This is a genomic window from Phytoactinopolyspora limicola, from assembly GCF_011320225.1.
GTDB lineage: Bacteria > Actinomycetota > Actinomycetes > Jiangellales > Jiangellaceae > Phytoactinopolyspora > Phytoactinopolyspora limicola.
Window position 1 is genome coordinate 637,883 of record NZ_JAAOEN010000001.1, and the last position, 19,594, is coordinate 657,476.

Here is a 19,594-nt window from a genome sequence, read left to right on the forward strand (position 1 = left end):
GGTAACCTCCTGTCGGCGGTATTCCACGTGAGAAGGGGGAGCGCCCCGTCATGCCCGCGATCGTTCTTATCGGCGCCCAGTGGGGTGACGAAGGCAAAGGAAAGGCGACCGACCTGTTATCCGGTTCGGTCGACTACGTCGTCAAGTTCAACGGCGGCAACAACGCCGGCCATACCGTTGTCATCGACGGCGAGACGTATGCGCTGCACCTCTTGCCGTCAGGCATCCTCTCGTCCGGCGTGGTGCCGGTCATCGGCAACGGCGTGGTCATCGATCTGGGTGTGCTGTTCGAGGAGATCGACGCTCTCGAAGCGCGCGGGGTCGACACCTCGGCGCTGATCGTCAGCGCCAACGCGCACATCCTGCCGCCGTACAACCGCACGCTGGACAAAGTGGTGGAGCGTTTCCTCGGCAGCCGCCGCATCGGCACCACGGGCCGCGGTGTTGGGCCCACCTATGCCGACAAGATGTCCCGGGTCGGCCTGCGGATCCAGGACCTGTTCGACGAGAAGATCCTTCGGCAGAAAGTCGAGGGTGCCCTCGTCCAGAAGAATCAACTACTGGTCAAGGTGTTCAACCGCCGCGCGGTCACCGTCGACGAGATCGTCGACGAGCTCCTGAGTTATGCCGAACGGTTGCGCCCGATGGTCCGCGACACGAGCCTGCTGCTGTGCCAGGCCCTCGACGACGGTCGCAACGTCGTCCTCGAGGGCGGGCAGGCCACGTTGCTCGACGTCGATCACGGGACGTATCCGTTCGTCACGTCGTCCAACCCGACGGCCGGCGGTGCGTGTACTGGCGCGGGAATCCCGCCGGCCCGGATCGACGGCGTCATCACCGTGATGAAGGCCTACACCACCCGTGTCGGCGAGGGGCCGTTCCCCACCGAGCTGACCGGTGCGGATGGGGTCCGGTTGCGTAAGGACGGCGGCGAGTTCGGAGTCACCACCGGCCGGCCGCGGCGGTGCGGCTGGTTGGATGCCGTGATCGGGCGGTACGCGGTACGGATCAACGGCACCACCGATTTCGTCCTGACCAAACTCGATGTGCTGAGCGGGTGGGACTCGATCCCGGTCTGTGTGGCGTATGACGTCGACGGTGTCCGCCATGACGAGATGCCGATGACGCAGACCGAGTTCCACCACGCCAAGCCGATCTACGAGTACTTCGAGGGCTGGGACGGCGACATCTCCGGCGCGCGCAGGTTGGCCGACCTGCCGGCCGCGGCTCGTCGGTATGTGGACGCGGTAGAGGAGATGTGCGGTGCACCGATCTCCGCTGTCGGGGTTGGTCCCGGCCGGGAGTCGATCATCCCGGTGCGCGACCTGATCCGCTGACCTCCCCCGTGATCGTTGCCGGGATCGGGTCGCTGTTACCCGGTGATAGTTGCCGAATGACGTCCCTCTGGCGACACGATCCCGGCAACGATCACCGGGTGGCAGGTGGCGTGATTGCTCGGTGGCGGACCGGATCAGTGATGGTGTGGTCCGGCGCTGGCTGGTACTATCCGTCATCACGAATCGTATACGAAGTGTGATTCAGCGACCGGACGACGGAGTTCATCGTGAGCATGAACAGCGCAAACCTGCGAACCGGCCCCATTACCACCACGGTGGTGCGTGATTTTCGAGATTTCCGGAATCTCGTCTCGGCGTCGTTCGTGCCGTTGAACGTGACGAGCCGGGCGCCGGACACCTTCTGGGGGCGGGTCCGCTCCGGCGGTATCGGTGCGATGCAGGTGTTCGAGATCAACGCCGCCGAGCACGTCGTCGAGCGCACCCCAGAACTCATCGAGCGGGCCGACCGCCGACAGTACAAGGTCAGCCTCATCTTGTCCGGGTCGGGCCTGCTGGTGCAGGACAACCGGCAGGCCGTGCTGCGACCAGGGCAGTTGGCGATCTACGACACCAGCCGTCCGTACACGCTGGTGTTCGAGGAAGACTTCCGGTCGATGGTGCTCATGTTCCCGCAGAACCAGATCGCGCTGCCGGTCGAGATGGTCGGGCAGTTGACCGCGACCCCCATCCCCGGTGACCGGGGCGTCGCGAAAGTTGTCGTCCCATTCCTGACCCAGCTCAACGCCGGACTCGACCAGCTTCACGGCGCCATGGGAACCCGGCTCGCCCACAGTGCGCTCGATCTGGTCACCACCATGTTTGCCAGCGAGTTGGACTTGGAGCGCACCGCCACCGATCCGCACCACGCGCTCATGCAGCAGATACGTAGCTACATCGACGACAACCTCGCCGCCACCGACCTAGGCCCCAGCCGGATCGCCGCGGAGCATTTCATCTCCACCCGACACCTGCATGGGCTGTTCCGCGAGCAGGGCACCACCGTCTCCAGTTGGATCCGGGAGCGGAGGCTGGAGCGCTGCCGGCGCGACCTTCTCGACCCCGTTCACGCACAACGGCCGGTCGCCGCCGTGGCAGCCAAGTGGGGGTTCGTCGACGCCGCGCATTTCAGCCGGGTCTTCAAGGCGACATTCGGCCAGTCGCCGAGCGAGTTGCGCAACAGCGCCGGCCACTAAGACGCGGCCACTAACGCGATAACACCGCACCCCCGCGCTTTCCCGGTTGTCAGGCCGGACGACTCGCTGCGCCGCACGGGTGCGGCGGCGTGCCCTGACCGGCGGTGTGCCGTTCTGACCTGTCAGGGCGCACGCCGGTGTCGTCCCAGGCCCAGCGGTTGTCCGGCCTGACACGTCGACAAAGCCGGGCGACAACCCAGTTGACCGGGAGAGACCACGTGTTGACGGCGAGCGCGCGGACCCACGCGATCTCTTGAGGCGGATCCGGCGACGCGCGAACGTAGGCCGAAACATCTGCTCGTGGAGAGGGATGATGACGACCTCGCGTACCACCAGCCGCCACGTGCTTTTCGCCGCGCCGGACCGCATCGAGATCGACGAGACACCTGTACCCGACCCGGCCGATGGCGACATGCTCGTCCGGGTGCGCCGGGTCGGGATCTGCGCCACCGACCTCCACCTGCTCGCCGGCCACATCGGCGAGCCGTTCCCGCTCGTGCCAGGGCACGAGTTCGTGGGAGAAGTGGCCGCCATGGGTGTGGCCGCCGGCGCCGACAGGGGGGTGGGCGTCGGCGACCACGTCGCCGTGGAGATGTCATTGCCATGCCGTTCCTGCCCGCGGTGTCGTGAGGGCCGGTACAACCTCTGCGACCGCGACGATCCGGCCGCCGGCCTCGACCGGGGCCGCCAGTACGGGGTCAACATCCCGCGCACCGTCGCCCCCGGCCTCTGGGGTGGTTATGCGCAATACCTGACAGTGCCGGCCGAGGCGATCGTGCACCACATCCCGCACCACGTTCCCTGGGACGTCGCCGCCCTGGCCGAGCCGCTCGCGGTGGCCTACCGCGCGATCGCCCGCGCCGGCGTACGCCCCGGTGAGTCGGTCGCCGTCATCGGTCCCGGACCGGTCGGGTTGCTGACCGCGGCAGCCGCTCGTAGCGCCGGTGCTGGACGGGTCGTCGCGGTCGGAACCAGGCAGAACCGGTTGGATCTGGCCCGCCGGTTCGGTGCCGACCACACGATCAACGGCCGCGAACGCGACGTCCGGGAGGCCCTCGTCGACGATGCCGGCGGGCTGTGCGACGTGGTGATCGAAGCCGCCGGAAGGGTAGAGGCACAACAACAGGCCGTGGGCCTCGTCCGGCGAGGGGGGCGGGTGGTGCTGGCAGGTGCATGTGGTGCCGGGGCGTCCGTCACGTTCCGGGCCGATGAAGACCTGCTGACCAGGGAAATCGACGTGTTGCCGTCGTTCCTGTCCGCAGGCGGATTCGAGCCGGCGATCACGCTGCTCGCCCGTGCCGAACTGCCGTTCGCCGCTCTGGTCACTCACCGATTCGGCCTCGACGATGTGGCCGCTGCCTACGACGTGATCGAACGCCGGGATCAGGACGTCATCAAGGTCGTGCTGGATCCCTGGTCAACCGACGGATTTACCCGCTCCTGAACCGCCCGTCATATGGAGGAAGGACCACACGCCCATGCCTGAAGTCAGCTCCCAAGCCCTCAACGAGGCACCTGAGGACGAATGGCGCGCCTATGACGACTTCGCCGCCGGCATCGACACCTATCGGCTGCCCAACGCCGACCTGTCCGGCACGTCGGTGCGTCTCACGTTCACCGGAAACCTCAGCGTGGCGTTGGACTTCCAGAACGCCACTGAGGTCAGCTGGCAGGCCAGTGGCCAGATCGAGGTGCCGTCCGGCACGGTGGATCCATACGACGCGGTGGCCGTCCGTGATGACGTCTTCTTCGTGCATCTGCCGCGGCGTAGCTCCGATCGGGACGCGCTCACCGTCGTCTATTCCACGACCACCCACCGCGCCCTGGCGGTACACACCGTTATCCAGCCGGAGCCCATCGACGGTATGCCGCAGGTGACACAGGACTTCTGGGCTGGTGTCACCGACGGGGGCGAACCAACCGGCGAGGAGCCGGGACCATCGCGTTACCTGATCGGCAAACGCAACGTCTACCGGTACTCACCGGAGCACCTGTACGAGCACGTGTACGTCTCGTCGCAACGGTACGCCTGGCAGTGCCTCCAAGGTGCACAACGCGGCCACGGCGATATGGACCTGTCGACGGTGTGGAAGTTCCAGGACGAGCTGTACCTGTTCTGCTTCCGCGAGTTCCGGATTCCGGTGGCCAGCATCTGGCTGCACGACCTCGGCTACGCGCTGCGTACCACCGGTAGCTTCCTCGGGCTCAACGGCGCTGGCCAACCCGAGCACTCCCGCGGTGGCGGGTACATCTATCCGCTGGGCTCGGTTGAGTATCCCGACGTCCAGCCGGTTTGAAGGGGAGAGGAACATGGCGAACATCGACGTCATCGCGGCGCATTACGCGGCCAGCGACCGCGGCGACCTGGAGGGGATGCTGGCGCCGCTGACACCGCGAACCCGGTGGACCGAGGCCGCGGGATTCCCGTACGCGGGTACCTACGTAGGGCCGGAGGCGGTCCGCAAGAACGTATTCGAGGCAATCGGTGCCGACTGGGACGGTTATACGTTCACCCTTGAGACGTTGCACGATGCCGGCGACGCGGTGATCGGCGTTGGCACCTACAGCGGCACCCACCGGGCCACCGGGCGCTCGTTCAGCGCCCGGGTGGCACACGTGTGGAGCTTCGCCGACGGCACACTCGACAGCTTCGAGCAGTTCGTCGACTCCGCGACCGTCGTGGCAGCGATGGACCAATCAACGGAGCGGTCATGAAGACCGCGGTCCGCGCGACGGTGGTCGCGGCGGCCGGCGTGCTCACGCTGGCGGCGTGTGGTGGCGACGACGGTGGCGGCGGTGGTGGCGGCGGGGAGATCGTCGTCGGCTCGGTCAACACCCTCAGTGGTCCGGCCACCTTTCCGGAGGCGTCGGAGGCGGCCAAGGCGGTGTTCGACGACATCAACGAGAACGGTGGCATCAACGGGCACCGGATCAACTACCGGGTCGTCGACGACAAAGGTGACCCAGCCGCCGCGGCGGCGGCCGCCCGCGAGGTGGTGGCCAGTGATGGCGCCGTCGCGCTGGTTGGCTCGGCCAGCCTGATCGAGTGCCAGATCAACGCCGATTACTACGTGCAGGAGGAGATCCTCTCCATGCCGGGTATCGGCGTGGACCCGGACTGCTTCCAGACACCCAACATCGCGCCGGCCAACACGGGGCCGTTCCACGACATGACGATGACCCTTCTCTATGGGTCGGAGGAGTTGGGGCTGGACGACATTTGCGTGCTGCTGGAGATCGCCGGCAATACGTTGCCGGCCTACCAGGACGCGATTCAGCGGTGGACCGACATTACCGGCAAGGAGCCGCTGTACGTCGACGACAGCGTGCCGTACGGAGCGTCGGACTACACGTCGTACATCGTGCGGGCCAGGGAAGCAGGCTGCGCGGCGTTGGCCATCAACCCGATCGAACCGGACTCGATCGGTCAGCTCAAAGCGGCCGAGGCCCAAGGGTGGACGGACGTGACGTGGCTGCTACTGACCAGCGTGTACAGCGAGAACTACGCGAACGCTGTGTCGGAGACCGGCGAAGGTGTCTACGTTCCGGCTGAGTTCTACCCGTTCACCGACGCCGACAGCCCCGAGGTCCAGGAGTGGCGAGACCTGATGCTCGCCAACGACATCGAGCTGACGTCGTTCAGCCAGGGCGGTTTTCTCGCCGCGAAGTACTTCATCGAGGTCGTCGAAGGTATCGACGGTGAGATCACTCGCGAGTCGGTCCGGGAAGCGCTGCACACCATGGATCCGATCGAGGATCCGATGGTAGGCACGCCGTACTACTTCGGGCCGGGCGACACCCACCACGACAACACCGCGGGATTCCCGGTCAAGCTGCTGAGCGGCACGAACGAGTGGGAGCTGGCGGCCGACGACTGGCTGCACATTCCTGAGGACTAGTGCAGCGGTGTATGCCCTAGTGCTCTGCGTGTGACAAGGACGTCACACGCAGAGCACTAGCTCCCGCGGGCCCCGGTTGGTGCGTCGCGGGACGTCGAGAATCAGGTGGGAGGGAGGGGCGATGCTTCAGGGGGCCTTAGCCGGCCTGGCCGCGGGTGGCCTGTACGCCGTGTTGGGCGTCTGTTTGACGCTGATGTCGCGGTTGGTCCGAGTAGTCAATTTCGCGCAGGCCGCTACCGGGATGTTCGGCACGTACGTCGCGGTCTGGCTGGTCAGCGACGCCGGCCTGCCGATCTGGCCGGCGGTGGCGGTGGGAGTAGTGATCGGCGGCTCGATCAGCGCGCTCATCGGCATCATCATCGGAACGTGGCTCCCCGAGGCGGATACCGGGAGCCGGTCGGCGGTCACCGTCGCGGTGCTGCTGTTCCTGATCTCGTTGTCCTTCATCCTGTTCGGTAACCGGCCGCAGCCGTTCCGCCCCGTGTTGTCGGGCCCAGCGTTCCAGGTCAGCGGGGTAGTAATCAGCCAGGTGGCGATCTTCACGGTGGTGGTCGCGGTGCTCGTCGCGTTGTCCGCGCACGTCGTGTTGACCAAGACGTCGGTGGGGATCCGGCTGCGGGCGTTGTCCGAGCGGCCCACCACAGCAGAACTGGTCGGGATCCCGGCGCGCACCTTGAGTGTCGCGGTGTGGGCGACAACCGGGGCCGTGGGCACACTCGTCGTGGCGATCGTCGCGCCGACCCAGTCCAACGATGCGACGGCCCTGTCGATGCTCGTGGTCCCGGCCGCCGCCGCCGCGCTGCTCGGGGGCTTCCGCCGGCTTGACCTCGCGGTGGTCGGAGGTCTGGTGCTGGGTGTCTTGCAGGGCGCGGCCGCACAACTGAGCCAGTTGTCCGTTGCCCGCCACTTCCTGCCGTTCCTGTTCATCGTCGGCCTGCTGGTGTGGTCCCAGCGCAAGGAGGTGTGGGATGCGGCTCGTTGACCGGCCATGGACAGCACACCAGGTACGGCTCACCCGGCTCGCCCGGCCGTTCATGGTGGCCGCGGTGGCGATCGCGGCGGGCCTCGGCCTGAGCGCGGCACTCCCGGGGTATTACGTCTACCTCGCGATCAGTGTCATCGTGGCAGCCGTAGCGCTGCTCGGTCTGGGGATCGTCAGCGGCAGTGCCGGGATGATCGCCTTGTGCCAGCTGACCTTCGCCGCGGTAGGCGCTTGGGTGGTCACCGGGCTGAACGTCGCCGGTGCTCCAGGTGGTTTCGTCCTATGGTTAGCGGCCGGGGGCCTGGTAGCCGGGGTGGTAGGGCTGCTCGTCGGACTACCCGCATTACGCCTGCGCGGAGTGAACCTGGCAGTGGTGACGTTGGGTCTGGCGGCGGCGGTGGACGTCGCACTCGTCCAGGTGCAGTTCCCAGGCACGACCGAGGGCCGATTCGTCGACCGCCCCGGACCGTTCGGCGACGACCGCTCTTACTTCATTCTGTGTGTGTTGGTGTTGGCGGCGTGCTGCCTGGCGGTGCACTTCGTGCAGCAAGGCCGGTGGGGCAGCGGATGGAAGTCGGTCGCCTTCTCCGAACGAGGCACGGCCGCCGCGGGAGGAAGCGTCAGCAGCTCGAAACTGACCGCCTTCGCCACGAGCGCCACTCTCGGCGGGATCAGCGGCGGCCTCGTCGTGGGCCAGGTCGGGCTGGCTTTGCCAGCCAGCTTCACCCCGATCCAATCGCTGGCGCTCTACGTCCTGGCGATCATGGCCGGTGCCTACCTGATCGACATGGCGATCTTCGGAGCGGTGTTGTGGGTGGCCGTGCCGGAGCTGCTCAAACGCTGGGGGGTGCCGCAAGACTGGGGATTCGTCGTCTTCGGTGTCCTCGGTGTTCAGGCGCTGACCAGCGGAACCAACCTCGGCATGATCATCCGGACGGCCTTGTGGCGGCGATCCGCCTCGAAGCCCGTCGCGCCGACGGTGTCGGACGCAGCGCCGTCGGTGTCGGACGCAGCGCCGTCGGTGTCGGACGCGGCGCCGACGTCGGACCCGGCCCCACATCCGTCTCCGGCGCCAGCTCGCGGGTCGATGGTGCTGGAGGTCGACGACCTGTCGATGAGTTTCGGCCATGTGCAGGCACTACGTGGGGTCCAGCTGGCCGTCCCCGAGGGTGCCGTCGTCGGCCTCATCGGTCCCAACGGGGCCGGCAAGTCGACGCTGGTGGACGTGATCAGTGGATTCCTGCCCCGAGCCACCGGCACGGTCCGGCTGGACGGTGTGTCGATGGCGGGCCGGTCCCCCACTCGGCGGGCGCGGCTTGGCCTGCGCCGGACCTTCCAACAGGACCGGGTGCCGCCCGGCCTGACGGTAGGTGCGTACGTACGTTACGTCGCCCGGCGTCGGTTGGCCGCGGAGGACATCGCCGAGGTGCTCGACTTCTTCGGATGTCCGCCGGAGCGGACCCGGCTGGCGGACGTGGACGCCGGCCGGCGGCGGCTCGTCGAGGTGGCCGGGCATGTGCTCGCCCAGCCGCGGATCTTGCTGCTGGACGAACCGGCCGCCGGTCTCTCCCATGACGAGCACCTCGCGCTCGCCCAGCGGCTGCGCCAGGCTCCGGCCCGTTTCGGACTGTCGATGCTGCTCATCGAGCACGACCTCGACCTCGTTCGGTCCGTGTGCGACACCATCACCGTGCTCGATTTCGGTGAGGTGCTGGCCAGCGGCCCGCAGGCGGACGTGCTGGCCGACCCGGCCGTCCTCAAGGCCTACATGGGCGAGACGGAGATGCTGTGAACGGTGCGGTGAACACCCTGGAGTTGACCGGCGTGACGGTGGCACGTGGCGCTGGACCCGTCATCCGCGACGTCAGCCTGACGGTCCCGGCGGGTACCGTCACCGCCCTCGTGGGACCGAACGGCGCCGGCAAGACCAGTCTTCTGGAGGCGCTATCCGGGGTGATCCCCGTGACCAGCGGCTCGGTGACGGTCGGCGGCACACCCATCACGAAGCTGTCCCGGGTGGCCAGGGCGCGGCTCGGGTTGGTCCACATCGAGCAGGGCCGAGCGATCTTTCCCGGGCTGACCGTCGTCGAGAACCTGCGCCTGACCGCCCGCGAACCGGCGGACATCGAGGGTGCGTTGGAGATGTTCCCGGAGCTGGACAAGCGCCGGGACTCCCCGGCGGAACTCCTCAGCGGCGGTGAGCAACAGATGGTCGTCTTGGCGCGGGCGTTTGTGTCCCGGCCGGCATTTCTGCTCATCGACGAGATGTCATTGGGTCTCGCACCAGTGGTGTTCATGCGGCTGCTGCCGATGGTTCGCCGCTTCGCCGAACAGGGGGTCGGCATCCTGCTGGTGGAGCAATTCACCCACCTCGCGCTCGGCTTGGCCCGCGAGGCGCTCGTCGTCTCCTCCGGCCGGGTGACGTACCAAGGCCAGGCGAAGGAACTGCTGAACGCGCCCGAGCTGTTGCACGCCGCGTATCTCGGAGGCGCCGACGCACCCCGGCAGTAAGTGGTCGCGGCACCACCGCCAGGTGGAGGTCAGGCGGCGCCGATCTGCGGGCTGGTGGCGGTACCGACGACGGTGGACCGGCGGCCAGCATGTGGGTGCGGGCCAGCCGCGGTGACACGGCAGAGAAGAGGGCGCAGTCGATGACATCGGTCACCCCCGTTCCATACGATCCCGAGCTGCTGCCCGCCATCGACGCTGTGATCGAACGCGTCCGGCAGGACGGGCGGATGACCCCGGCGAACCTGCACCGGGCCAGAGGCGACGGCTACCAGAAAACATTGGCAGAGTGGGTCGGCGCCCGGCCGGTGGAATTCGAGGACCGGAGCATCCCGGGCCCGGCCGGTGCCCCCGACCTGACGGTGTCCATCCTTCGGCCAGCTGACCGACCGATCAGTGGCGGGCTGTATCACGTCCATGGCGGTGGAATGGTGGTCGGCACCCGATTCGAGGCCATCGATCGGGTGCTGAGCTGGGTCGTCGACTTCGGCCTGGTGGCGGCACTGCCGGACTACCGGCTGGCACCGGAGCACCCCCACCCGGCCCCGGTGGAAGACTGCTATGCCGGACTGTGCTGGATGTCGGAGCATGCCCGTGAATGGGGATTCGACCCCGCGCGGCTGGTGATCATGGGAGGCAGCGCGGGTGGTGGGCTGAGCGCCGCGGTCAGCCTGCTCGCCCGTGATCGCGGTGGCCCGGGCCTGGCCGGGCAGATCCTGCTGTGCCCGATGATCGACGACCGCGACGAGACGGTGTCGAGCCGGCAGTACGACGACGACGGCCCGTGGAATCGAACCAGCAACCACACCGGTTGGGACAGTCTGCTCGGAACCGCCCGTGGCGGGCCGGACGTGTCGCCCTACGCCGCGCCGGCGCGAGCGACAGATCTCTCCGGCCTGCCGCCGGCCTACATCGAGGTGGGTGCCGCCGAGCTGTTCAGAGACGAGGACGTCGCCTATGCCTCGAAGATCTGGGCCGCTGGCGGGCAGGCCGAATTGCACGTCTGGGCCGGAGGCTGCCATGGCTTCGAGATGGTGGTGCCCGACGCCGCGGTGTCCCGAGCCGCACTCGCCGCCCGCACGTCGTGGTTGCGGCGCGTCCTAGATCTCTAGTTCCCACGCAGGGAACTAGGAACGACGGAAGGAGCCGGCCGGTGACACTGCTCGAGATCGACGGGTTGTCCATCGAGGTTTCGACGGCGGGCGGGGGCATCGAACTGGTCCACGAGCTGTCACTGACCCTGCAGTCGGGCCAGACGTTGTGTATCGTCGGCGAGTCCGGCAGCGGCAAAACCGTCACCGCCTTGTCGATCATTCGGCTGTTGGAGTTCGTCGCCCCCGTGCACACCACCGGACAGATCCGGCTCGAGGGCATCGACCTCACCGAACTCACCCCGGAGCAGATGCGTTCGTTCCGCGGCGGTCGAATCGGGATGGTCTTCCAGGAGGCGCTCGACTCGTTGAACCCGTCGCAGCGCATCGGCAGCCAACTGGTCGAAGCGCGCCGGTCGGACCGTGGGGCCGAGCGGCGCGCCCGGGAGTTGCTGGCCGAGGTCGGCCTGCCGGACGTCGACCGCGTCATGAGTTCCTACCCACATCAGCTCTCCGGGGGAATGCAACAGCGGGTCATGATCGCGATGGCTCTGATGTCCGACCCCGACGTGCTCCTGGCCGACGAGCCGACCACCGCGCTCGACGTCACCACCCAAGCGGAGATCCTGACGTTGTTCCGCAAAGTACAGCGACAGCATCAGATGGGTTGTGTCTTCATCACCCACGACATGGCGGTTGCGGCGGAGATCGCCGACCGGATCGCCGTCCTCTACGCCGGCCGGCTGGTGGAGGTGGGCGCCGCCCAACACATACTGTCCGCCCCGCGACATCGTTATACCCGGGCGTTGCTGGAGTGTGTGCCGCATGCCGGTGTCCGCCGCACGGCGGGGCTGCCGTCGATCACTGGCGCCGTCCCGAGTCCAGGAGCGGACCTGCCCGGATGTAGGTTCGCGCCGCGGTGTGAGCACGTCGTGACCGCGTGTACCTCCACCGAACCGGACCTGACCCCCGGACCTGACCCGCTCGACCAGGCAGCGTGCTGGAACCCAGGTGACGGCCCTGTCCTCTCGCCCGCCGCGGCCGCCCCGGTTGCCGAACCTAACCGCGACGAGGATCCGCCCCTCCTCGTCGTCGATCGGCTGAAGAAAACGTTCCTGGTGCGGGGGCGTCGGGGCGGGATGTTGGGGCTGCGCCGAAGTGAACGGCTGGACGCTGTCGACGACGTCTCCCTCACCATCCGGCCTGGCGAGTTCTTCGGCTTGGTCGGTGAGTCCGGTAGTGGAAAGACGACACTCGGGCAGGTCGTCGCCGCGCTGGAGGATCCGACGTCGGGTTCGTCGCGGCTAATGCCGAGTGCGGGCGACGAAGACCTCCCACGCGGGGCACCGGCGTCGTCGTTCGAACATACGGCGAAGGGACTCAGCGGCGACGTCCGGGCCTTCCGCCGCCAGGTACAACTGATCTTCCAGGATCCGCAGAGCTCACTCGACCCGCGGCACACCGTCGAACGGATCGTCGCCGAGCCGCTCGTGGAACTGACGTCGTTACGACGCACAGAGCGCACCGAGCGGGTACGGATGCTCCTGGACGAGGTTGGTTTACCCGAGCACGTGCTGAACCTGGTGCCCTCGCAACTGTCCGGTGGGCAGCGGCAGCGGGTGGCCATCGCTCGGGCGATCGCCCCGCAACCTCAGCTCATCGTGGCCGACGAGCCGACGTCAGCGCTCGACGTATCCGTCCAAGGACAGGTCATGAATCTGCTGCTGGAACTACGCCGGGAACGCGGCCTCAGTTACCTGTTCATCACCCACAATCTCAGCCTGATCTTGTCCATCGCCGACCGGATCGGCGTGATGAAGGACGGCCGGTTGGTCGAGGTCGCCGATCCCGAGACGTTGATCGCGGCGCCGCGACACGAGTACACGCGCACGCTCATCGCCGCCAACCCGGCTCTCTCGCTGGTTCCGCGGTGACCCTGCCGGGCCGGACGAAAGGAACCGTCACCATGGAGTACACCAGTCTCGGCCGGTCGGCCGTGCGGGTCAGCCGATTGTGTCTCGGCACGATGAACTTCGGCCCGGTGGTGTCCGAGAAGGAGTCCTACGCCATTCTCGATCAGGCCGTCGAGGCTGGTGTCAACTTCATCGACACCGCCGACGTCTATGGCAGCGGCCCATTCGGCGACCACTATGGGCAGTCGGAAGAAATCCTCGGACGATGGCTGGCCGCCCGCGGACCAGCACACCGCGAACAGGTGGTGCTGGCTACCAAGGTGCACGGCCCGATGGGAACCGGACCAAACGACGCCGGGTTGTCGGCGGTCCACATCCGGCACGCCATCGAGGGTTCGCTACGCCGGTTGAACACCGACTACATCGACCTCTACCAGATGCACCACATCGTGCGCGACGCTCCAGTGGAGGAGATCTACGAAGCGTTCGGTGTGCTCCGCCAGCAAGGCAAGATCGTCTACGTTGGCTCGTCGAACTTCGCAGGTTGGCATCTCGCGCAGGACCAGGAGTTGGCGCGGACGGCGGGGCACGTCGGGCTCGTGTCGGAACAGTCGTTGTACAACCTCGCCGCGCGGACCGTCGAACTAGAGGTCCTGCCGGCCGCACAACACTATGGGATCGGCATCCTGCCATGGTCTCCACTCGCCGGCGGGCTCCTCGGCGGCATTCTGGGCAAACCGGACCGGTCGCGGTCAGCGCGGGCCGCGGAGGCAATGACACCCGACCGGCGGCGTCAGGTCGAGCGATACGAAGAACTAGCCGCGCGGCTCGGCGTCGGCGCCGCTGAGCTGGCCGTCGCCTGGTTGCTCCATCAACCGGCCGTGACTGCGCCGATCATCGGGCCACGCACGGGTGAGCAGCTCGACGGGGCGTTGCGGGCGCTCGACATCTCACTCGACGCCGAGACCCTGACCGAGCTGGACGAGATCTGGCCCGGGCCCGGTGGGGAAGCCCCGGAGGCTTACGCGTGGTAACCAGCAACCCGTCCGGGGCCGCGCCCCGCTCGACGTGGACAGGGAAGAACGACCGGGCTCCGGCGCGGGCGAGCGACGGTGCCGGATCTTCGGATCGGGCGCCGCGACCGGTGCCGTTCGATCCAGAGCTACGCGCGGCCCTCGCCCTGTTCAAGGCCGAGATCGAGTTCGAGCCGTTGGGGCCCCGCACGATCCCGTCGTACCGGGAGCGACTAGCCGAGTCGGCCGAATCGCTCGACGAAGTCATCGCCGGGCGGCCGGTCGAATATGAGGACCGGGTCATCCCCGGCCCGCCCGGCGCTCCTGACCTGACCGTTCTCGTGCTCCGGCCGCGGGGAGGTACCCGCAGGGCGCCCGGAATGTATGCGATCCACGGCGGCGGAATGGTGCTGGGGACCCGCTTCGGCGACTCACACAATCTGGTCAACGCCGTCGTCGATTTCGGCGCCGTCGTCGTGTCCGTGGAGTACCGGCTGGCACCGGAGCATCCCCATCCCGCTCCTGTCGACGACTGCTACGCCGGCTTGTTATGGACCGTCGACCACGCTGCCGAACTCGGCATCGATCCGGCGCGTCTGGTGATCCGAGGCGGCAGCGCCGGAGGAGGCCTCGGCGCGGCGATAGCCCTCATGGCGCGCGACCGAGGCGGGCCCGCGGTGGCCGGTCAGATGCTGATCTGCCCCATGATCGACGATCGCAACAACACCATCTCCACCCGTCAGTTCTACGCGCTGGGCCTCTGGGACGGCGGCTTCAACGAAACCGGGTGGACCGCACTGCTCGGCGACGCCCGGGGTGGGCCAGACGTGCCAGCCTACGCCGCGCCCGCTCGGGCCACCGATCTTGAGGGCCTGCCACCGGCCTTCATCGAGGTTGGCGCGGCTGAGGTGTTCCGCGACGAAAGCGTCGATTTCGCCAGCCGGATCTGGGCCGCCGGTGGGCAGGCAGAGCTGCACGTATGGGCTGGGGCGTTCCACGGATTCAGCAGCGTGATGCCGTACGCCCATGTGTCCAAGGCCGCCCTGGCCGTGCGTCGATCCTGGCTGGCTCGGATGTTCGCGACGTGACAGCACCCGTCGCGTCGCCAACCAACGCGAAGGAGATCCGCATGACCAGCCCAGAAGCCGACGTCGAGCAACTCGTCACCATCGCCACCGGCTACATGGCCGCCAAGCAGCTTGTCGCTGCCCAGAAAAGCGGGTTGTTCCAGGCACTGGCAGCAGGACCACGAACCGCGGCGCAGTTAGCCGAGGAACTTGGTCTCCAAGAACGAGTGGTGCGCATCCTCGCCGATTCGATGAACGCGGTGGGACTGCTAGAACGAAACGACGGCAGCTACAGCAACGGGCGGGCCGCGAACACGCACCTCAGTGGGGGCGCCGCGCTTGACCTCGGGGAGTTCCTCACCTTCCTCGACGCGGTCAGCTACCCGCAGTGGCTCCAGTTCGAGACCACCGTCGCATCCGGCCGGCCAGGCGTACTCGACCTGGACGGGATCGAGCCGGAGCTGATCGGAGCCGGCATCGGCGCCTTCCAGAAGCTCCACGCGGCGATGCTCGCCCGCGAGTTCGACTTCACCCCGTTCCGGACGATGTTGGACCTCGGCGGGCAGAGCCCGTGGTTCGCCATCGAAGCCATGTCGGCCAACCCGGACCTGCGAACGACGTTCGTCTACACCGAGGACGAGACACCGTCCATCCGCGCCGCCGTCGACGCCGCCGGGCTCGGCCGCCGATCCCGGTTCGAGCCCGCGGATACCGTGACCGCCACCCCGGCGGGGTGGTACGACGTTGTACTCCTCAACCACTGCGTGCACCGTTTCACCGCTGACCAGAACACCGCGATCCTGGCCCGTGCACGTGCCGCGGCGGCGCCCGAAGCGACGCTGGTGATCGTCGACTTCTTTCTCGACGCGGACCCCAGGCAGCGCATCCTGGATGCCATGCACGCTGCCGAATATCTCGTGATCGACGGGACGATTGCCTACCCACTGGGCGACGTCGAGGCGTGGCTGTCCGGAACCGGCTGGCGGCCGACGCACACCGCGGTACTGCCCGGCGGCCCACGCGCCATCGTCGCCAGCGCCACCTCCCCCCGTTGTGCACCTGATCTCCGTTTTGTCACCTGATCTTTTTCGTGGGAGCGATCAGGTGTGCTGAACGGCGGGGATCGGCGCGGTCTGGGCATCTGATCGCGTCTCAGGGTGCGGACGCGCGGCGATCAGATGCGTTGCCTGACACATGAACGCGGGTTAGCGCATCTGATCGTTGTCGCCTCCGGGGTGTCGAGTGGCAGACCAGGCGGGCATCGTCGTCGCACACCGAAGCGACCCATAGGCAGGCGGTCGGCGCTACGGCCCGACCGAGCATCCGGCATGGCACGCTGAGGTGTTCCACAAACTCGGACATACCGCCCACGTGAGCAACGTTTCACCGTGCCACGCACAACACCTCAACGAGCCACGCGCCGCCGTGCCACGGCACCGTCGGCACACCCCGCCTGTGGCCCACCCTCCCGGCGACGATCAGATGCACCAACCCAGCCAAAAACCATGATCGATGCATCTGATCGCCGCGCGTCCGCACTCTGAGACGCGATCAGATGCCCAGACCGCGCCGATCCCCGCCGTTCAGCACACCTGATCGCTCCCACGAGAAAGATCAGGTGACAAAACGGAGATCAGGTGCACAACGGGGGTGGAGGATGCGCTCCAGCCAGGAGCGGCGCGCGGCCAACGCGGCCTGTGCCACCCTGGCCTCGGGCACGGACGTGAAGCCGTGGAATCCACCAGCCCAGACATGCAGTTCAGCCTGGCCGCCGGTGGCCCAGATCCGGGTCGCATACGCCACGTTCTCGTCCCGGAACACCTCCGCCGAACCTACCTCGATGTACGCCGGCGGCAGGCCGGATAGGTCGGTCGCGCGGGCCGGGGCGGCGTACGGCGAAACATCTGGTCCACCGCGCGCGGAGCCCAGCAGCGCTGTCCATCCGGCATGGTTGTAGCTCCGATCCCAGAGCCCGACGTCGGCGTATTGGTGGCTTGAGACGGTGTTGTTTCGGTCGTCGATCATCGGGCAGATGAGGCCTTGTCCGGCCAACGCCGGGCCACCGCGGTCCCGGGCCAGCAGGCTCACTCCGGCAGCTAGGCCGCCTCCGGCGCTCGCACCGATCACCACCTGGCGGGCGGGATCGAAACCGAGCTCTGCCGCGTGGCCGGCCATCCACACGAGTCCTGCGTAGCAGTCCTCTACTGGTGCTGGATGTGGCGCTTCCGGTGCGAGGCGGTACTCGACCGACCCGACGACGACGCCGTGGTCGACCACCATGTCGAGCAGGTTGACCAGCCCGCCCGTCCGGCTGCCGAGGATCATGCCGCCACCGTGGATGTTGTAGATCCCTGCTCCCCCGGTCGGCCCCTGCGGGCGCAGCACGGTGACCACGACGTCTGGTGCGCCGGGTGGTCCGGGAACGGTGTGATCGGTCCATTGGATCGGGCGGTCACCGATCAGCTCAGGCAGCGGGATCTCGAAGCCGCGGAACCGGCGGCGGGTGTCCAGGATGGTGTGGGGGGTCAGTGGCCCCGGCTCCATGCGCTGCTTGCTGGCGTGAAGGGCAGGGATCAGCTCGGGGTCGTACGGTACGCGCTGCGCCGGCATCGATACCTCGGCTCTCGTGAGCGGTTGCGATGTCATTCATGGTGGCCAGGACGCTGACCGGGGGTAACCGCCAGTTGGCTCTCAATCGGGCGGAGGCTGCGAAGCGGTGGCGGTACAGGGTGCGGCGGTGGCTGGCTAGCCTGACGACTTCTTTCGAGACATGCCGACGACGTCTGTGAGACGTGCCGACGACGTCTGTGAGACGTGCCGATCTCTTTCGAGGACGTACAAGAGGTTCTCATCACGTACACCGCTACACAGGTTCGAGAGCGGAGGAGACCCACATGAGTCGATGGTCGAGGCGTAGCCGGGCGTCCGGGTGGCTGGCGGTGACCGCCGTAGCGGTGGTGCTGGTCGCTGCGTGTGGCGGGAACGGCTCCGATGGTTCCGACGGCGGCGGAGATGGTTCCGGCGGCAGCTCCGACGACGGTGCGGCGGGGCCACCCGCACCCGACGGTGAGCCGGTTCGAGGAGGCAATCTCACCGTTCAGATCCCCCAGGATCCGGGCTCGTTGGATTCGGTGGTCAGCGGCAATGTGAGCACGACGGTGGTCACGTATCACGTGTTCGAGAGTCTGTTTCAGACGGATGTGAACAACAAGCCGACTCCGGTGCTGGCCGAATCGTATGACCTCAGCGACGACGGCCTCACCTGGACGTTCACCGTGCGCGACGGGATCTCCTTCTCGGATGGCACACCCATGACCGCCGACGACGTCGCGGCGAGTCTCGAGTACTGGTTGGAGTACAGCTCCTACGCCGACTCGCTCGGCACGATCGTCACCGAGCTCAGCGCCCCCGACGAGCGCACCGTCGTCATGGAACTGGAGTCGCCGTTCCACGTCGTCAACCTCATCGCGAGCAGCCCCGGATCGCGTGTTGTCAAGGCGGACACCGCCCGGTCTTCCGACGCGTCGGGGTTCGGCAAGGACGACGTGATTGGCACCGGGCCGTACAAGCTGGAGTCGTGGACGCCGGATGAGATCGTGCTGGTGCGTAACGACGAGTATCAGCCGCCGACGGGTGAGGTCAGCGGATATGCGGGGGCGCACGAGGTGTATCTGGATTCGCTCACGTTCAAGGTGGTGCCGGATGCCGACGCCGTCGTCAACGGGTTGAAGACGGGCCTGTGGGATGTGGCGCAGCCAACCGAAGACAACTACGACATGCTCAAGGCCGAGTCCGGCATCGAGGTGTTGACGAGGGCTAACGCCAACATCAACGCGATGTACCTGAACCACAACCCGGAGTCGGTCATGTCGGATCCGCGGGCGCGGGACGCGCTGAACCTGCTGCTCGACAAACAGGCGATCATGGAGGCGATCGGAGGCAGCCCGGACCTCACGATCGCATCGGGTGCCCTGGCGATGGAAGGCAGCGACCTCTACTCGGACGCGGGCGAGGCCGAGTACCGTGCGCACGACCCGGAACGGGCCAAGGAGCTGTTCGCCGAGGCCGGTGTCCAGGAGGGCGACACCATCAAGTTCGTCACCACCGGGGAGTTCCCGCAGTTCCGTGAGTGGGCGGTGTTGGCGCAGGATCAGTTACGCCAGATCGGCATCGAGTCGACTATCGAGGCCTACGACTTCGGCACGATGCTCGACAAGCTACAGGACCCGACCAGCTGGGACGTATGTCCGTTGTTCGACCTCGGGCTGCCGCCGGTGCCACAGTTCAGCGATCAGGTGGACGGGCTGAACGCGGCAAACTACCAGTCGGATGAGATGGACGCGCTGCTGCTGGAGTACAACGCTGCCGCTACCGACGAGGACGTCCGTTCGGCGTTGGACAAGATCCAGGCGCTGGCGTGGCAGGACAAGGCGAGCATCGTGCTGTACCAGTCGAAGCCGTTCGTGGCCTTCTCCGACAAGGTCCGGGGCTACGACGGCTACGCGTTGTACTTCGCCGACGTCTGGCTGAGTGAGTAGCTCGATCCTGGCGTCGAACCGTAAGTGGCTCACTATGCCGTCTCGGCCCTGAG

Annotated in this window: 16 protein-coding genes; 15 read left to right on the plus strand and 1 reads right to left on the minus strand. The window is 67.3% G+C overall.

What is annotated here, in order from left to right; all coding sequences use genetic code 11:
- Positions 1-50 precede the first annotated feature (50 nt).
- The 14 genes from G8760_RS03160 (at position 51) to G8760_RS03225 (ending at position 16,085) form a co-directional block, all read left to right on the plus strand.
- The gene (locus tag G8760_RS03160; protein ID WP_166346476.1) at positions 51-1,337 is read left to right on the plus strand and encodes an adenylosuccinate synthase; all 1,287 of its coding nucleotides are present in this window, start codon (positions 51-53) and stop codon (positions 1,335-1,337) included.
- Between the two features lie 233 nt (positions 1,338-1,570).
- Positions 1,571-2,530 carry an AraC-like ligand-binding domain-containing protein gene (locus G8760_RS03165; RefSeq protein ID WP_166347962.1) on the plus strand — a complete coding sequence of 320 codons (960 nt, stop codon included), beginning with the start codon at positions 1,571-1,573 and terminating at the stop codon, positions 2,528-2,530.
- Between the two features lie 313 nt (positions 2,531-2,843).
- Positions 2,844-3,974 (plus strand): zinc-dependent alcohol dehydrogenase, encoded by a 1,131-nt coding sequence (locus G8760_RS03170; protein WP_166346479.1) that lies wholly within the window; start codon positions 2,844-2,846, stop codon positions 3,972-3,974.
- 34 nt (positions 3,975-4,008) lie between these two features.
- The gene (locus tag G8760_RS03175) at positions 4,009-4,827 is read left to right on the plus strand and encodes a MoaF C-terminal domain-containing protein (protein WP_166346482.1); all 819 of its coding nucleotides are present in this window, start codon (positions 4,009-4,011) and stop codon (positions 4,825-4,827) included.
- 13 nt (positions 4,828-4,840) lie between these two features.
- Entirely contained in the window at positions 4,841-5,245 is a 405-nt protein-coding gene (locus G8760_RS03180) for a nuclear transport factor 2 family protein (RefSeq protein ID WP_166346485.1), read from the plus strand.
- Positions 5,242-6,429 carry an ABC transporter substrate-binding protein gene (locus G8760_RS03185; RefSeq protein WP_166346488.1) on the plus strand — a complete coding sequence of 396 codons (1,188 nt, stop codon included), beginning with the start codon at positions 5,242-5,244 and terminating at the stop codon, positions 6,427-6,429. Before G8760_RS03180 ends, G8760_RS03185 begins: the two co-directional genes overlap by 4 nt.
- A gap of 121 nt (positions 6,430-6,550) precedes the next feature.
- Positions 6,551-7,411: a branched-chain amino acid ABC transporter permease gene (locus G8760_RS03190; RefSeq protein ID WP_166346491.1), complete on the plus strand. Its 861-nt coding sequence runs from the start codon at positions 6,551-6,553 to the stop codon at positions 7,409-7,411.
- Entirely contained in the window at positions 7,398-9,203 is a 1,806-nt protein-coding gene (locus tag G8760_RS03195; RefSeq protein WP_207781965.1) for a branched-chain amino acid ABC transporter ATP-binding protein/permease, read from the plus strand. The genes G8760_RS03190 and G8760_RS03195 overlap by 14 nt, the downstream gene beginning before the upstream one ends.
- 8 nt (positions 9,204-9,211) lie before the next feature.
- Positions 9,212-9,922, plus strand: a complete 711-nt coding sequence (locus tag G8760_RS03200) for an ATP-binding cassette domain-containing protein (protein WP_166347967.1) — start codon at positions 9,212-9,214, stop codon at positions 9,920-9,922.
- A gap of 140 nt (positions 9,923-10,062) precedes the next feature.
- Positions 10,063-11,031: an alpha/beta hydrolase gene (locus G8760_RS03205; RefSeq protein WP_166346494.1), complete on the plus strand. Its 969-nt coding sequence runs from the start codon at positions 10,063-10,065 to the stop codon at positions 11,029-11,031.
- Between the two features lie 41 nt (positions 11,032-11,072).
- On the plus strand, positions 11,073-12,944 hold the full coding sequence (locus G8760_RS03210) for an ABC transporter ATP-binding protein (protein WP_166346497.1): 1,872 nt from the start codon (positions 11,073-11,075) through the stop codon (positions 12,942-12,944).
- A 32-nt stretch (positions 12,945-12,976) separates the two neighbouring features.
- Entirely contained in the window at positions 12,977-13,957 is a 981-nt protein-coding gene (locus tag G8760_RS03215; RefSeq protein WP_166346500.1) for an aldo/keto reductase, read from the plus strand.
- The gene (locus G8760_RS03220) at positions 13,951-15,024 is read left to right on the plus strand and encodes an alpha/beta hydrolase (RefSeq protein WP_246222410.1); all 1,074 of its coding nucleotides are present in this window, start codon (positions 13,951-13,953) and stop codon (positions 15,022-15,024) included. The genes G8760_RS03215 and G8760_RS03220 overlap by 7 nt, the downstream gene beginning before the upstream one ends.
- 41 nt (positions 15,025-15,065) lie before the next feature.
- Entirely contained in the window at positions 15,066-16,085 is a 1,020-nt protein-coding gene (locus G8760_RS03225) for a methyltransferase (RefSeq protein WP_166346504.1), read from the plus strand.
- A 532-nt stretch (positions 16,086-16,617) separates the two neighbouring features.
- On the opposite strand, the gene G8760_RS03230 is transcribed toward G8760_RS03225, so the two are convergent.
- Complete coding sequence (locus G8760_RS03230; RefSeq protein WP_166346507.1) at positions 16,618-17,613, minus strand: alpha/beta hydrolase; 996 nt, start codon at positions 17,611-17,613, stop codon at positions 16,618-16,620.
- A gap of 284 nt (positions 17,614-17,897) precedes the next feature.
- Here G8760_RS03230 and G8760_RS03235 point away from each other — a divergent pair, with 284 nt between their 5' ends.
- Positions 17,898-19,541: an ABC transporter substrate-binding protein gene (locus G8760_RS03235; RefSeq protein WP_166346510.1), complete on the plus strand. Its 1,644-nt coding sequence runs from the start codon at positions 17,898-17,900 to the stop codon at positions 19,539-19,541.
- The last annotated feature ends 53 nt before the right edge of the window (positions 19,542-19,594 follow it).

Coding starts and splice junctions, on each gene's coding strand:
- G8760_RS03160 (WP_166346476.1), top strand. CDS start 51: ATGCCCGCGATCGTTCTTATCGGCGCCCAGTGGGGTGACGAAGGCAAA.
- G8760_RS03190 (WP_166346491.1), top strand. CDS start 6,551: ATGCTTCAGGGGGCCTTAGCCGGCCTGGCCGCGGGTGGCCTGTACGCC.
- G8760_RS03170 (WP_166346479.1), top strand. CDS start 2,844: ATGACGACCTCGCGTACCACCAGCCGCCACGTGCTTTTCGCCGCGCCG.
- G8760_RS03180 (WP_166346485.1), top strand. CDS start 4,841: ATGGCGAACATCGACGTCATCGCGGCGCATTACGCGGCCAGCGACCGC.
- G8760_RS03235 (WP_166346510.1), top strand. CDS start 17,898: ATGAGTCGATGGTCGAGGCGTAGCCGGGCGTCCGGGTGGCTGGCGGTG.
- G8760_RS03185 (WP_166346488.1), top strand. CDS start 5,242: ATGAAGACCGCGGTCCGCGCGACGGTGGTCGCGGCGGCCGGCGTGCTC.
- G8760_RS03225 (WP_166346504.1), top strand. CDS start 15,066: ATGACCAGCCCAGAAGCCGACGTCGAGCAACTCGTCACCATCGCCACC.
- G8760_RS03165 (WP_166347962.1), top strand. CDS start 1,571: ATGAACAGCGCAAACCTGCGAACCGGCCCCATTACCACCACGGTGGTG.
- G8760_RS03195 (WP_207781965.1), top strand. CDS start 7,398: ATGCGGCTCGTTGACCGGCCATGGACAGCACACCAGGTACGGCTCACC.
- G8760_RS03215 (WP_166346500.1), top strand. CDS start 12,977: ATGGAGTACACCAGTCTCGGCCGGTCGGCCGTGCGGGTCAGCCGATTG.
- G8760_RS03175 (WP_166346482.1), top strand. CDS start 4,009: ATGCCTGAAGTCAGCTCCCAAGCCCTCAACGAGGCACCTGAGGACGAA.
- G8760_RS03230 (WP_166346507.1), bottom strand. CDS start 17,613: ATGCCGGCGCAGCGCGTACCGTACGACCCCGAGCTGATCCCTGCCCTT.
- G8760_RS03205 (WP_166346494.1), top strand. CDS start 10,063: ATGACATCGGTCACCCCCGTTCCATACGATCCCGAGCTGCTGCCCGCC.